Source organism: Rhodococcus sp. GQ147 (assembly GCF_059759155.1).
Map to the genome: position 1 here is coordinate 101,037 of NZ_JCAXDU010000007.1, position 13,157 is coordinate 114,193.

14 protein-coding genes are annotated in these 13,157 nt (G+C 68.4%); 8 read left to right on the forward strand and 6 right to left on the reverse strand.

Annotated elements, in window-relative coordinates; all coding sequences use genetic code 11:
* Positions 1-98: 98 nt before the first annotated feature.
* Together AC6CID_RS10500 and AC6CID_RS10505 are read right to left on the reverse strand one after the other, a co-directional pair.
* Positions 99-632: a peptidase gene (locus tag AC6CID_RS10500; RefSeq protein ID WP_498353925.1), complete on the reverse strand. Its 534-nt coding sequence runs from the start codon at positions 630-632 to the stop codon at positions 99-101.
* Positions 633-863: 231 nt separating this feature from the next.
* A complete protein-coding gene (locus AC6CID_RS10505; protein ID WP_006553395.1) occupies positions 864-1,487 on the reverse strand; it encodes a superoxide dismutase in 624 nt (207 codons plus the stop codon).
* 296 nt (positions 1,488-1,783) lie between these two features.
* On the opposite strand from AC6CID_RS10505, the gene AC6CID_RS10510 reads away from it, so the two are divergent.
* The 3 genes from AC6CID_RS10510 (at position 1,784) to AC6CID_RS10520 (ending at position 4,303) form a co-directional block, all read left to right on the forward strand.
* Positions 1,784-2,878 (forward strand): acyltransferase family protein, encoded by a 1,095-nt coding sequence (locus AC6CID_RS10510; protein WP_120281032.1) that lies wholly within the window; start codon positions 1,784-1,786, stop codon positions 2,876-2,878.
* Between the two features lie 9 nt (positions 2,879-2,887).
* Positions 2,888-3,556 (forward strand): peptide-methionine (S)-S-oxide reductase MsrA, encoded by a 669-nt coding sequence (gene msrA, locus AC6CID_RS10515; protein WP_006553397.1) that lies wholly within the window; start codon positions 2,888-2,890, stop codon positions 3,554-3,556.
* Between the two features lie 156 nt (positions 3,557-3,712).
* A complete protein-coding gene (locus AC6CID_RS10520) occupies positions 3,713-4,303 on the forward strand; it encodes an Rv1733c family protein (protein WP_225623686.1) in 591 nt (196 codons plus the stop codon).
* Between the two features lie 15 nt (positions 4,304-4,318).
* Here the strand turns inward: AC6CID_RS10520 and AC6CID_RS10525 are convergent, their stop codons facing one another.
* Positions 4,319-5,254: an LLM class F420-dependent oxidoreductase gene (locus AC6CID_RS10525; protein ID WP_159417036.1), complete on the reverse strand. Its 936-nt coding sequence runs from the start codon at positions 5,252-5,254 to the stop codon at positions 4,319-4,321.
* Between the two features lie 258 nt (positions 5,255-5,512).
* Between AC6CID_RS10525 and AC6CID_RS10530 the strand changes: the two genes are divergently transcribed.
* The 4 genes from AC6CID_RS10530 (at position 5,513) to AC6CID_RS10545 (ending at position 8,647) form a co-directional block, all read left to right on the forward strand.
* Positions 5,513-5,839: a rhodanese-like domain-containing protein gene (locus tag AC6CID_RS10530; RefSeq protein ID WP_059382076.1), complete on the forward strand. Its 327-nt coding sequence runs from the start codon at positions 5,513-5,515 to the stop codon at positions 5,837-5,839.
* Positions 5,839-6,897 carry a DUF4328 domain-containing protein gene (locus tag AC6CID_RS10535; protein WP_498353926.1) on the forward strand — a complete coding sequence of 353 codons (1,059 nt, stop codon included), beginning with the start codon at positions 5,839-5,841 and terminating at the stop codon, positions 6,895-6,897. Before AC6CID_RS10530 ends, AC6CID_RS10535 begins: the two co-directional genes overlap by 1 nt.
* Positions 6,894-7,667 carry a glycerophosphodiester phosphodiesterase gene (locus AC6CID_RS10540; protein ID WP_016694581.1) on the forward strand — a complete coding sequence of 258 codons (774 nt, stop codon included), beginning with the start codon at positions 6,894-6,896 and terminating at the stop codon, positions 7,665-7,667. The genes AC6CID_RS10535 and AC6CID_RS10540 overlap by 4 nt, the downstream gene beginning before the upstream one ends.
* Positions 7,668-7,729: 62 nt before the next feature.
* Positions 7,730-8,647 (forward strand): DUF5926 family protein, encoded by a 918-nt coding sequence (locus AC6CID_RS10545; protein WP_498353927.1) that lies wholly within the window; start codon positions 7,730-7,732, stop codon positions 8,645-8,647.
* An 84-nt stretch (positions 8,648-8,731) separates the two neighbouring features.
* Here the strand turns inward: AC6CID_RS10545 and AC6CID_RS10550 are convergent, their stop codons facing one another.
* From AC6CID_RS10550 to AC6CID_RS10560, 3 genes are all read right to left on the reverse strand, one after another.
* The gene (locus tag AC6CID_RS10550; RefSeq protein WP_229568520.1) at positions 8,732-9,277 is read right to left on the reverse strand and encodes a ferritin; all 546 of its coding nucleotides are present in this window, start codon (positions 9,275-9,277) and stop codon (positions 8,732-8,734) included.
* Positions 9,278-9,417: 140 nt separating this feature from the next.
* Positions 9,418-10,647: an LCP family protein gene (locus AC6CID_RS10555; protein WP_232512453.1), complete on the reverse strand. Its 1,230-nt coding sequence runs from the start codon at positions 10,645-10,647 to the stop codon at positions 9,418-9,420.
* Between the two features lie 199 nt (positions 10,648-10,846).
* A complete protein-coding gene (locus AC6CID_RS10560; protein WP_006553406.1) occupies positions 10,847-11,653 on the reverse strand; it encodes a CPBP family intramembrane glutamic endopeptidase in 807 nt (268 codons plus the stop codon).
* A 195-nt stretch (positions 11,654-11,848) separates the two neighbouring features.
* Here AC6CID_RS10560 and AC6CID_RS10565 point away from each other — a divergent pair, with 195 nt between their 5' ends.
* A complete protein-coding gene (locus tag AC6CID_RS10565) occupies positions 11,849-13,150 on the forward strand; it encodes an MFS transporter (RefSeq protein ID WP_037217341.1) in 1,302 nt (433 codons plus the stop codon).
* The last annotated feature ends 7 nt before the right edge of the window (positions 13,151-13,157 follow it).

Consider the following 13,157-nt stretch of genomic DNA (forward strand, 5'->3'; position numbering starts at 1 on the left):
TACTCCCCTTCGCCGACGACAACGTTAGCCCGGCGAACCGAATTCTGTAAAGGCAATGCTAACTTTCGGAGAACCGAACTTCCGTTTTCAGGGCGCCCTCACGAAGCGAGCAGCATGGCCAGAATCGCGGTGTCAGGGTCGTTGACCGGATCCACTCCCACCTTGCTGACCAGCGCCGTCACCGTCCCATCCGGTTCGGCCTCGACCCACGCGGCGCGATGCTCGAGCCCGAGATGTGGGATGCCGGGGAGCAGCACGCAGCCCGAGGCGGCGCCGGCATTCTCCGGTAGTGACGGCGTCGTCTCCGATGGTGGATGCAGCATGATCAGCGCCGGCGGCTGATGTTCGGCGAACCGCCCGGGCTGCACGGCACGCTCGCCGAGCACCGGACCCTCGGCGACCACGAGGCCCACGGTTCCGGGCTCGGGGTCGTCGGGCAGCTCTTCCTTGACCCCGAACACCGTCGAGGTGGGCAACAGTCCCGGCAGTGACGCGATCCGCACCGTCATCGCCAGCACCTGGGCCCATTCACGGGTGGTCGCGGGCCATCTGCCCGAGACGACGAAGCCTCGAAGCGAACCGGCGGACTGGAATGCGGACAGCTCGATGCGGCTGTGTTCCTCGGCGTTCATCCCACTCCTCCCTCTCGGTCGGTAAGGGGAGAATGCCCGTTTTCTCCGTTGGCACACAAGAGGTGTCGAGTGCCAGCACTTCCGCTACACCTTTTGCCATCGGCTACAGCAATTCGCTGCGGCGGATGGCGATTCCTGTAGCGGATGGAAAAGACCAGGCCCGGAGACGACGAAGGGCGCCGGTCTCCCGGCGCCCTCGCTGTCGGTCTCGCGACCTGTGACCGATCCGTACTAGACGATCAGGCCCGAGGTGGCGGTGCGAGCGCGCTCGAAGCGAGCCTGCACGTCGGCCCAGTTGACGATGTTCCAGAAGGCCTTGACGTAATCGGCCTTGACGTTCTGGTACTGCAGGTAGAAGGCGTGCTCCCACATGTCGAGCATGAGCAGCGGGGTCAGGCCGATCGGGATGTTGCCCTGCTGGTCGTACAGCTGGACGATGATCAGACGCTGTCCGATCGAATCCCAGGCGAGGATCGACCAGCCGGAGCCCTGGATGGAGTTCGCGTTCGCGGAGAAGTGATCGCGGAACTTGTCGAACGAGCCGAAGGCGTCGTCGATCGCAGCAGCGAGCTCACCCTCGGGCTTGTCGCCACCCTCGGGGGAGAGGTTGTTCCAGAAGACGGAGTGGTTGGTGTGACCACCCAGGTGGAAGGCGAGGTCCTTCTCGAGCTTGGTCGCCTGGGCCGCCATGGTGCCGTTCTCGCGGGCCTCGGCCAGCTTCTCGAGAGCGGTGTTCGCACCGGCGACGTAGGTGGCGTGGTGCTTCGAGTGGTGCAGCTCCATGATCTTCGCCGAGATGTGCGGCTCGAGCGCTGCGTAGTCGTAGGGCAAGTCCGGAAGTGTGTATTCAGCCACGAAGGGTCCCTTCTTCACCGGGCCGTCCGGCCCGTGCAGTTATTCCGTACCTTTTCGGGTTTCCACCCAAGTCCATAACTACACCGTCCGCAACATTGGCCGTAATGCGGACACGATCGGACCCCGACTGTGTCGGAGAGCACCCGAAACCGTCCCTGCCTCCGGAAACGGCCCTCACCAGCGGGAACAGCCGGAGAACGGGACCATCGGCAACAGCTGCGTGAACGGGACCTTAACATTGGCGCGTGTTTCGGCCCTTCCTGAACGAACCGACACGCGGGGCCGATGCACCGCGTGTGGATCTGCCGGGCGTCGATGTCGTCCGGTTCGTCGCGGTCGCGGCCGTGCTCTACTCCCACATCGCCTTCTACCTGATCGACGACCTCGGGACGGGCTGGTGGGGCATCGACCTCACCTACGAGGTGCTCGTCAAGGGCGCCGGTCTCAACCAGCACCTGTCGTCCGTCGGGGTGACGGCGTTCATGATGCTCACGGGCATGCTCGTCACCCGGTCCGCGATCCGCCAGGACCGACGGAAGTTCCTCATCGCCCGGGCCGCGCGGCTCCTGCCGGCGTTCTGGGTGGCGATCCTCGCCGCGGTCGTGCTCGTGTGGCTCGGCATCAACGGCACCTTCAGCGGCCACACCACGGTGTCGGTCTCCGAGGCGTTCCTGTCCTTCTTCCTCGGTGCGTTCTTCCTGAAACCGCAGGTGATCGTGCTCGGCGTTGTGTGGACGCTCGCCGCGCAGATCTCGTTCTATCTGTGGTGCGTGGCGGGACGGTCGCTGCTACGGACGGCGCCGGTGGCGGTGCCGATGCTCGGCGCCGTGCTGTGCATGCTGGTGCTCCTCTACAACCTGTACGTGCCCGAGCCGTACACGGTGCCGTTCCTGTCGAAGATCGCGTCGACGCTGCCGACCCTGTTCCTCGGGCAGATCGTGTACTTCGGCTGGGCCGGACTGATCTCGCTGCGCGCCCTGCTGGCGGCGATGTTCGCGCAGATCGCGGTGATCGTGATGGCCACGGACATCAACGTCTACTGGTCGGGCAGCCGCTATCTGTGGACGGTGACGGTGGTCTTCGCGGCGGTCGTGCTGGTCGCGCGGTACGACGGGCGCCTCGCGCGCTCGACCGTCGTCTCCTGGGTCGCGACCCGCAGCTACTGCATCTACCTGACCCACACCCTCGTGATGTACCGGATCTACGAGAACACCGTGGGCCTCGTCGGCACGACCGCGGCGATCGTGCTGCTACTGATCGGCTGCGGTCTCGTCGCCGAGGTGCTGTACCGCAGCGTCGAGGTACCGGCTGCGCACTGGATCAAGAGCCGCTGGCTCGCGCCGAAGCAGGTCGCTTCCGACGAACGGACTGCCGCTCCGACCCGCGCGTAGCATCGGGTCATGTCCTGGTTCGACGAGATCCTCGCCCGTGCAGGTTCGAAGTCGCAGATGGTGACGCGCGAGGACGCGCTCCCCGGTCGCGCCGAACCGCTGCCCGTCCCCGAGACCCACTACGTCAACGGCAACCGCATCGTTCCCCCCTTCCCCGAGGGCCTGCAGGCCGCAGTCGTCGGCATGGGTTGCTTCTGGGGCGCCGAGAAGGAGTTCTGGCAACTCGACGGCGTCTACTCGACCGCGGTCGGCTATTCCGGCGGCTACACGCCCAACCCCACCTACGAGGAGGTGTGTTCCGGCCGGACCGGGCACACCGAGGTGGTGCTCGTCGTCTTCGACCCGAAGGTGATCGGCTACGAACACATCCTGCAGCAGTTCTGGGAGAACCACGACCCCACCCAGGGCATGCGGCAGGGCAACGACCACGGCACCCAGTACCGCTCGGCGATCTACACCCACGACGAGACGCAGATCGAGGTCGCCGAGGCCACGGCCGAAGCGTTCGGCAAGCGACTGGCCGACGCCGGATACGGGCAGATCACCACGGAGATCGCCCCGCTCACGCAGTTCTACTACGCGGAGGACTACCACCAGCAGTACCTCGCGAAGAACCCCAACGGCTACTGCCCCGTCCACGCCACAGGCGTGAGTTGCCCGGTGGGCCTCGGCGCCTGAAAGAGCGTCGGGCCTCAGGGGCCGACGGTGTCGCGCACCACATCTCCGCTCGCAGCGCGAGTGTGAGATGCGTTGGCGTTCCTTGAACTTCCCCGAAAGCGGACGCATCCTGGAAAAAGGGATCATTCCAGAGGGGGAAAGGGACGGCTTGCCGACATGACGACCAGAGCGGGGTATCTGCGGCGCACACGGCGAAGTCTGCGCAGGCGGGACCCGCTCGTGCGTCGCACTGACAAGCTCGAGGCGCGCTGCTTCACCCTCATGATCGCCGTGATGGCGCTCCTGATCCCCGTCGCGGTGTGGGTGTCCGCCACCATGTGGAGCTCCCAGCTCGAACTCTCCGAGAAGCAGAATGCCGAACGCGTCAGCGTCACGGCCGTCCTCGACGCCGACGCCCTGAGCGACTCCGCCGGATGGGGCGAGACCGTGAAGATCTCCTCGGCCCCCGCGACCTGGGGTTGGGGCGACGAGACGCGTCACGCTCTCGTCCAGGTCGACAGCCTCGCGACCGCGGGCAGCGAGGTGCCGGTCTGGGTCGACGCGAGCACCGGCGAATACACGCAGGCCCCGCTGACCAGTTCCGCCGCGAAGTTCACCGCCGTGCTGTCCGGGGTGTCGCTGTGGACGTTCTCGTCCGCCGCCGCGACCGGCCTGTTCGCCCTCGCGCACTGGCGTCTCGAGGTGCGGCGCAGCCGCGAGTGGAGCCGGGACATCGAAGCGTTCCTCGGCTCCACCAGCAGCCACTGACCCACTGGAGGCGCGTCAGAGATCCGCGACGGCGGGCATGACCTCGTCCGCCACCAGTTCGAGGTGCTCGAGATCGGCGAGATCGAGGACCTGCAGGTAGATGCGCTGTGTCCCCGCCTCGGCGAAGGTGCGGATCTTCTCGATCAACTCCTGCGGGGTACCCGCGAGTCCGTTCTCCCGCAGTTCGTCGACCTCACGGCCGATCCGTGCCGCGCGACGCGCGATCTCGTCCTCGTCCCGGCCGCAGCACAGCACGAGTGCGTTCGAGTAGGTCAGTTCCTCGGGGTCGCGTCCGGCGTCCCGGCAGGCCGAGCGCACCCGCTCGAACAGAACCTTCGTCTCGTCCAGCGACTTGAACGGCACGTTGAACTCGTCGGCGTAGCGCGCCGCCAGTGCCGGCGTGCGCTTCTTGCCCGCGCCGCCCATGACGATCGGCGGGTGGGGACGCTGGTACGGCTTCGGCAGCGCCGGGGAGTTCTCGATCCGCACGTGCTCGCCCTCGTACGAGAACGTCTCGCCCTCAGGGGTGTCCCACAGGCCGGTGATGACCGCGAGGGACTCCTCGAAGCGGTCGAACCGCTCCTTCAGCGTGGGGAAGGGGATGCCGTAGGCGAGGTGCTCCTCCTCGAACCAGCCGGCTCCGAAGCCGAAGTCGACGCGTCCGCCACTCATGGCGTCGACCTGCGCGACGGAGATCGCGAGCGGGCCGGGGTACCGGAAGGTCGCCGAGGTGACGAGCGTGCCGAGGCGGATCGTCGACGTGTCGCGGGCGAGACCGGCCAGGGTGATCCATGCGTCCGTCGGTCCGGGCAGGCCCTCGGCGTTCATGGCCAGATAGTGGTCGGAGCGGAAGAACGCGCCGTAGCCGAGTCGTTCCGCGGTCTGCGCGACGGCGAGGAGGTCGTCGTAGGTGGCGCCCTGCTGGGGTTCGGTGAAGATGCGTAATTCCATGACTCGATCATTTCAGCGCCGGAACCCGCACGGGGGATCGGCGGGCGCCTGTCCACTGTGAGATGTCTCGAGTGTGATTCCCCATGCGTGGATAGACCTGTTGATGAACCTGTGGAAACTGTGGATAACTCCAGCGGATGGGGTTGATGGGGAGTGTTGTGGAGGACCCACCGGCCCCACCTGCGCAACAAGATCGGTACGACCACACCCACATCCGTTCACGCCGCGTGCCACTATTGAGACGTGAGCTTTTCCGACGTGCCCACCGTGTCGGTCGACCTGGTACCCGAACTCGGCGACGAGGTCGTCCTCCTCGACGTCCGCGAGGACGACGAATGGGAACTCGGACACGCCCCCGGCGCGCTGCACATTCCGCTCGCCGACGTGCCCGCCCGCATCGAGGAACTCGACCCCGACGCCGAGATCTACGTGATCTGCAGGCAGGGCGGCCGCTCTCTCGGAGCGGTCGAGTACCTGGCCCGCATCGGGTACGACACCTTCCAGGTCGCCGGCGGCATGGTGGCGTGGCAGAAGCACGGACTCCCGCTCGTCTCCGAGCGCGACGAACCGGCAAAGATCTATTGATGTCGGCCTATCAGATCTGTGTGCGCTGTGAGAATCGCTGGCCGGTGACCTATCAGCCGCGGCAGTGGTGCCCGGCCTGCCGCGGTGTGCTGCTCTCACCCGTCGCCCCCGACGGATCGGTTCCTCCGTCGCGCCGCAACTTCCGCTGGGTCGCGCGGCCGGCGGGTGGCCCTCCGACGACCGAACCGGCGTCGCCTCCGCGCGGGCGTCCGTCGGCCGAGACCCCGTCCTATCGCGAGATGCCCCGCTGGGGACTGCTCGATCCGCTCCCGGACGAGGACGTCGAACCGGATCGCGCCGAGACCGCCGCCGACCTCGCACCGACGCTGCTCGTCGGCACCGCCGTCGTCTTCGGTCTCGCGGCGGTCGCCGAGGCCGTCCGGTACGGAGTGTTGCTGTACAACCGCACCCGTCTCGTCGACCCGCTCGTGCTCGCGGTGTCGGACGCCGCGGTGTGGGCGACCCAGGTGGTCGGGCCGGTCGTGGCGCTGGCCGCGGCGGTCGCATCCGGGTTGCGGTTGATCGACCTGCGCCGGCGCATCTACGCCGAGCGTGGTCTCGCCGAGTCGCGGTCGCCGCTGTCCATCCTCGCGGGGCTGGTCGTTCCGGGCCTCAACCTCGCGATGCCCGGTGTCTTCCTCACCGAGATCGCCGACCGCGACCCGCGGTTGCTCCGCGCGATCCGCACCTGGTGGGTGCTGTGGGTGGTCAACGGCGTGCTCATGGTGGCGCTGCTCGCGTGGCGCCAGCGCGACACCCTGCAGGCCCGCGCCGACGGCGTCCTGCTCACCGCCGTCCTCGCGGCGCTCGGGGCGGTCGTCGCGCTGTCGACCCTGCACGTCCTGCGTCTGTTCGACGACGCCGATCTGTGGGGACGGCCGCTGCGTCGTCGCCGCTTCACTCATGCGACCGGTCCGGCCTCGTCGCCGATCGCGCCCATCGTCCCCGCCGCCGTGCGCGAACGGGAAGAGGCCCGCGAGGACCAGGACGACGCTCCGGAGAAGCCGGCCGGCGAACGAGCGGACGACGAGGAGCGCGCCGAGGCGGTGGCGCCGTGACCCGCAGCGCGCATCCCCGGGTCGTCGCGCATCGCGGTGCGTCCGCCGCGCTCCCGGAACACACGATCGGTGCCTACGAACTCGCGTTGAAGGAAGGCGCCGACGGCGTCGAATGCGACGTGCGGCTCACCCGCGACGGTCACCTCGTGTGCGTGCACGACCGCACGATCGACCGGACGTCGAACGGCACCGGTGTCGTCAGCGAGATGACCCTCGACGAGCTCGCGCAGTACGACTACGGACGCCCCGGCGAGCCCGCCGACCTGCTCACGCTGCGGCAACTGCTCGAACTCGTCATGGACTTCACGAGTGTCCCGGTGAAGGTCTTCGTCGAGACCAAGCATCCCGTCCGCTACGGCGGTCTCGTGGAGAGCAAACTGCTCGCCGAACTGGCCCGCTTCGGTCTCGCGACCCCGGCATCGGCCGATTTCTCCCGGGTGGTGGTGATGTCGTTCGCGGCGGGGGCCGTCTGGCGCATCCGCCGGGCCGCGCCGCTGCTGCCCACCGTGTTGCTGGGGGAGACCTCGCGCTACCTGCGCGGCAGTGCCGCGACCACCGTCGGCGCGACCGCTGTCGGTCCCTCGATCGCGACGCTGCGCGAGCACCGCGATCTCGTCGACCGGGCTGCGCTGTCGGGCCGGGCCACCTACTGCTGGACCGTCGACGACCCCGCCGACGTCGAACTGTGCCGCGAGCTGGGCGTCGAGTGGGTCGCCACCAACCATCCCGGGCGCACCAAGCTGCAGCTCGACGCCGCCTTCGATCGGTGAGCACCCTCACCCGGTCCCGCGACCTCGACATCGCGACACGGGTCGCCGTGTAGTTTGACGCCGTGGCCAAGAAGAGCAAGAGAAACAGCGGACCCAAGCCCGGCAGCAACCGCGCCGCGAAGCTCGAGCAGCGCCGACTCGAGCGGGAAACAGCGGCCGCCGCGACGTCCCGGTCCTTCGAAGGACTCGCCTTCGAATGCGATCTCGTGGCACTGCGCGAGTTCGTGCCGTCGGCCCTCGCGGAGCTGCCCGCGGCCGAGGACGGCCGTCGCGTCGTGGGTGCGACCATCCTCCCCGGCGGGGTAGCGGCCCTGGTCCGCGAGGAGAACGGTGAGCCGGTCGCGTACGTCGGCCTGCAGCTCGCCACCGGCTTCGGCCCGGACCCGGCGGGTGAACTGGCCGCGGCCCTGTACTGGGCGCACACGGCCGAGCCGGGCTCGTCGCTGCAGGTCGCGAGTGTCGACGACGACACCCCGCCGTTGGCCGAGCTGATCGACCCGGCAGCCGTGCCGGCGATCACCGTCCACAACGACTTCGACTGGTGGATCCCGGCCGGTGTCGAACCGAGCGCCGAGCTCGCGCACACCGTCAAGCACGCGAACGAAGCCGTGCTGCCGTCCGCGCGTCTCGAAGGCGACGGTCTCCGCGGCGCGTGGTGGGTCGATCCGGGCGAGAAGGCGCACCTGCGCTGGGTGCGCCCCGAGGACGAGGACGCGCTGATGGCGGCGCTGTCGCGCGTGCACGCGGCGGGCGGTCTGCACCTCGGTGAGGGATCGCGGTTCGCTGGTTCGTTCCGCACCCACGGTCTGCTGGTGCCGGTCTTCGACCTCGACCGCGAGAAGCACCCCGACGAATGGGTCACCCCGACCATCGAGTTCGGGCAGCGCCTCGACGAGGCCCTCGCCGTGGACGAACCGCTCACCGCCGCCGAGCGCCGGTCGCGCGACGGCCTGCGCAGCCGCCAGGTCACCCTGCGCTGACCCGCTCACGACAGCACGAAGGCCACCTCCTGCGGGAGGTGGCCTTCGTCGTTCCGGGTGGGCTGTCCCCGGATGGAGGAACGATCAGATGGCACCGCCGGCGGCGAGCGGGGCGTTGCCGCGCGGCTCGCGCACCTTCGAGTTGAGCTCGCGGGCCACGAAGTCCTCGAGGTTGAAGAGGTTGGAACCGGCACGGTCGGCCACGGTCAACAGGGTCGTCATCGTCGCAACCTCCTCGACCTGTTCCTGCAGGAACCACTGCATGAACTGCTCGCCGAGGTAGTCGCCCTCGTCGCGCGCGGTGCGGGCGAGCTCGACGATCTGGTCGGTGACCTTCTTCTCCTGGGCGAGGGCCAGCGCGATCGGCTCGCGGGCATCCTCGAACATCGACTGCACCGCGTCGACGCCGGTGAGGTCGACGGCCATGTCGCGGTCCAGGAAGTACTGGACGATCATCATGGCGTGGTTGCGCTCCTCGACGGCCTGCGCGTAGAAGTGCTTCGCCAGCTGCGGGAGATCGGTGTTGTCGTAGAAGACCGCGATGGCGATGTACTGATGCGACGCCGTGAACTCGTGGCGGATCTGGTCGTGCAGCAGCGTGTGGAACTTGGTCTTGGTCATGTCGCCCATCGTCGTCATGATCACGACGTTAGTGCAGGTCAACGCGCTTTTCATCCAAGCCTTGGCTACCCTTGGGCAACGCAGCATCGGCTACCCTACGGAAAATTCGGACAGCCTTCCCCAAGATCGACGACGATTCGCGGCGTCCGTCAGGGGGTCGGAGCGAGCAGTTCCGGCGGGATCGGGTCGCCCTCCGAGATGGCTCCGAAGAACGGCACGGCGCGCTCACGATCCCACAGCAAGACGTTGCCGATGCCGTAGACGTCGTCGAATCCGCCCACCGGAACCGTCGTGGTGACCGTCTCGCCGCGCATCGCCCACGCGAGTCGTGCGAGGTTCCACAGGTGGTCGCCGTCGTCGACCCGCAGCGACCCGGCCGCACCCGACATCAGCGACCATGCCCGGAAGGGGTTCAGGAAGGTGCCGGGACTGGTGGCCTTGCTCAGCAGCGCCGACAGGAACAGGCGCTGGTTGTTCATCCGGTCCAGGTCGGCGAGCGGGGTGGCGCGGGTGCGCACGAAGCCCAGGGCCTGCGCTCCGTTGAGCTCCTGGCATCCCGGTTCGAGCCTGAGTCCGGCGAGGGGGTCGTCGATCGGATAGGGCACGCAGATGTCGACCCCGCCGACCGCGTCGACGATCGACGCGAACCCGCCGAAGCCGATCTCGGCGTAGTGGTCGATGTGCACGCCCGTGGCGCCCTCGACCGTCTGCACGAGCAGTTGCGGTCCGCCCAACGCGAACGACGCGTTGAGCTTGTCCTGGCCGAAGCCCGGGACGCTCACGTAGGAATCGCGGGGCAGCGAGATCATCGTCGTGGCGCCCCCACCGGGCGGGATGTGGACGAGCAGCACCGTGTCGGTGCGGTCGGCGCCGACCTCCCCGCCGGTCGCGAGTTCCTGTTCCTGCTCGGGGGTGAGGCCCACGCGGCTGTCGGAGCCGACGAGCAGCCAGTTCGTGCCGGGGGTGTCGCCGACCCGGCCGTCGTAATCGGCGAGCGCATCGACGCGCGCGAGTGTGCCGTCGAGGTAGACCATGCTCGCGCCCATCGCGACGACGAGCACCACCAGGACGATCGCGAGTCGCCGCAGGATGCGCCGGGCACCGAGCGGGCGGCGTGGTGCCGGTCGTGAGGGCGGGCCCGGTCGTGAAGGCGGTGCCGCAGGGCGTCGCGGGGGTGCGGGCGGTGGTGTGTTCCCGCGCGGCGGGCGACGGTTCGGGGCGGGGTCGGCGATCCGTTCGGGTCGCTGCGTCGGTGCCCAGTCGCGTCGTTGCTGCGGGGGCGGTTGCTGCCGGTCCTGCCGCGGAGCGGGCCGGTAGTTCGGGGCGGGTGCCTGCGACCACGCCTGCGGTGACTGCGGTCGTCCGTCGCGCCGGAGCACCTGGGTGCCCTCTGGGGACGGCGGGGGGCCGCCGCGACGCTGTGACGGAGGAGCGCCCCGTCGCTGCGGTGGCACCCCGCGCTGCGGGTTCGGCGGTACTGCCCGCCGGGCAGGAGGGCCCTGCGGGGGAAGTCCCTGCGGAGGCCGCGGCCGGTTCCGAGGGTCGCGAGGGTCGCCGTTCACCCGGACAACTCTACGTTCAGGGCAGCCAGGAGACGTGGCCTCTCAGTGCTTGGTAGCCCACGAAGGCGATGGTGTCGATGAGTGCGTGGGCGATCACGAGCGGCCACAACCGGCCGGTGCGCTGCCAGTAGCGCCCGAAGACCAGGCCCATGACGACGTTGCCGAACCCGCCGCCGACGCCCTGGTAGAGGTGGTAGCTGCCGCGCAGCAGGGCGGAGGCGAGCAACGACGAATTCTCCGACCAGCCGAGCTGCCGCAGGCGGGTGAGGAGATAGGCGACGACCAGGATCTCCTCCGCCCCGGAGTTGGCGATCGCCCACAGCACCTCGGTGGGCAGTCGCCACCAGTAGTCCTCGAGCAGGCTCGGCGCGACCGTCAGGTTCAGGCCGGCGGCCCGCGCCACCAGGTACAGCACCAGTCCGGGGAGTCCGATCAGGGCGGCCAGCCCCAGGCCGGGCAGCAGGTCCCGGCGCAGACCGGGTCGGGCGAGGCCCGCGAGTCGCGGTCCGACACCGCTGCGCCAGAGCAGGTACAGGCCGAGGGCACCCCAGGCGAGCAGGCGCACGATGCCGAGGAGTTGGCGGGCGAGATCGATGAACCCCTGCGACGAGCGTGGCGTGTTGAGGGCGACGGTCTGATCCGACAGCGGTTCTGGTGCCAGCGCCGCCTCGGCCAGCGACAGGATCGACGAGATCCCGCTCAGGCCGAAGGTGACGAGCAGGACGATGGTGATCTCGATCCACAGCGCGCGGCGCTCGGTGGGGTCGAGGGGCGGCTCGGGGTTGCGGGATGCGGGCCGCAGCCAGTCGCGAAGGGTCGTCACCGGAGCGATTGTGCCGGACCCTGCGTGGCCGGTCCTTTCGCCGCGGAGAGGCGCCCCACCGGTTCGCGGTGATGTGTCCAATTTGACAGCGGTCCATGTGACCCATCACACTTCACATCGCCCGACCGATCGATCGCTCGGGTGCGGATAGGGGCCTTGGGGGCCGAGGGGAATCTGCGACCCGGAAGTAGGGACATGAACATCGAAACATCTGAGAAGAATTCTGTTGCAACAACTTCGGTGACTCTCGCATCGAAGAAGAAGTCTCTTCTCGCCAGCTCCGTGGGCAACATCCTCGAGTGGTACGAGTGGAGCGCCTACGCTGTGTTCGCTCCGTTCATCGCCGCAGCGATGTTCAACAGCGACAATCCGGTCTCGGCATTGCTGTCCACACTCGCGGTCTTCGCCGTCGGATTCCTGATGCGACCGCTCGGTGGCATCGTGTTCGGCCGCATCGCCGACAAGCGCGGCCGCAAGTTCGTGCTCGTCACGACCATGCTCATGATGGCCGGTGGCAGCCTCGTCATCGGGCTCATGCCCACCTACTCGTCGATCGGCGTGTGGGCGTCGGTGCTTCTGCTGCTCGCCCGCGTGGTGCAGGGCTTCGCGCACGGTGGCGAGTCGGCGACCGCCTACTCGTATGTCAGCGAGATCGCGCCGCCGCATCGCCGCGGCATGTGGGGCAGCGTCGCCTTCGTCGCGATCTTCGGCGGTTCCGTGCTCGCGTACACGATCGGCGGAGCGGTCACCTCGACGCTCTCCGAGAGCGCCGTGGGCGAGTGGGGATGGCGCGTGCCGTTCCTCCTCGGCTTCTTCCTGGCGCTGTTCGCCCTCTACCTGCGACGCAGCATGGAGGAGAGCGAGGTCTTCGACCAGCAGGAGACCCGGGTCGACGAACCGCGCATCCCGCGCAAGGTGGTCGTGCGTGCGATCCTGCTGATGATCGGCATGACCTCGGGTGTCACGGCGGCGCACTACACGTGGACCTCGTACGTCTCGACGTACGCGATCACGCAGAAGGGCATGGACGCCGACACCGCCTACTGGATGCTCGTCATCGCCCAGGTCATCGCGCTGGTCTCGCTGCCCTTCTGGGGTCTGCTCTCCGACCGGATCGGCCGGCGCCCGATGCTCGGCGGCTTCGCGGTCCTCATGTTCGCGCTGCAGATCCCGCTGACGTCGATGATCACGTCGGCCGGGTGGACGTTGCTCGTGTCGACCACTCTCGCCCTGCTCATCGTGTCGATCCCTGGTGCGATCCTGTCGTGCACCCTGTCGGAGAGCTTCCCGACCCGCCTGCGTACCCAGGCCATCGGCTTCGCCTACTCCTTCTCGGTGGCGGTCTTCGGTGGCACCGCGCCCTACCTGAATCAGCTGCTCACCGGCTGGGACATCGGCTGGGTCTTCGGGGTCTACATCATGGTGCTGTGCGTCGCGACCGGCATCGCTGCGCTGATCATGAAGGAAACGAAGGGTATCGACCTGCAGAAGGTCTGATCATTCG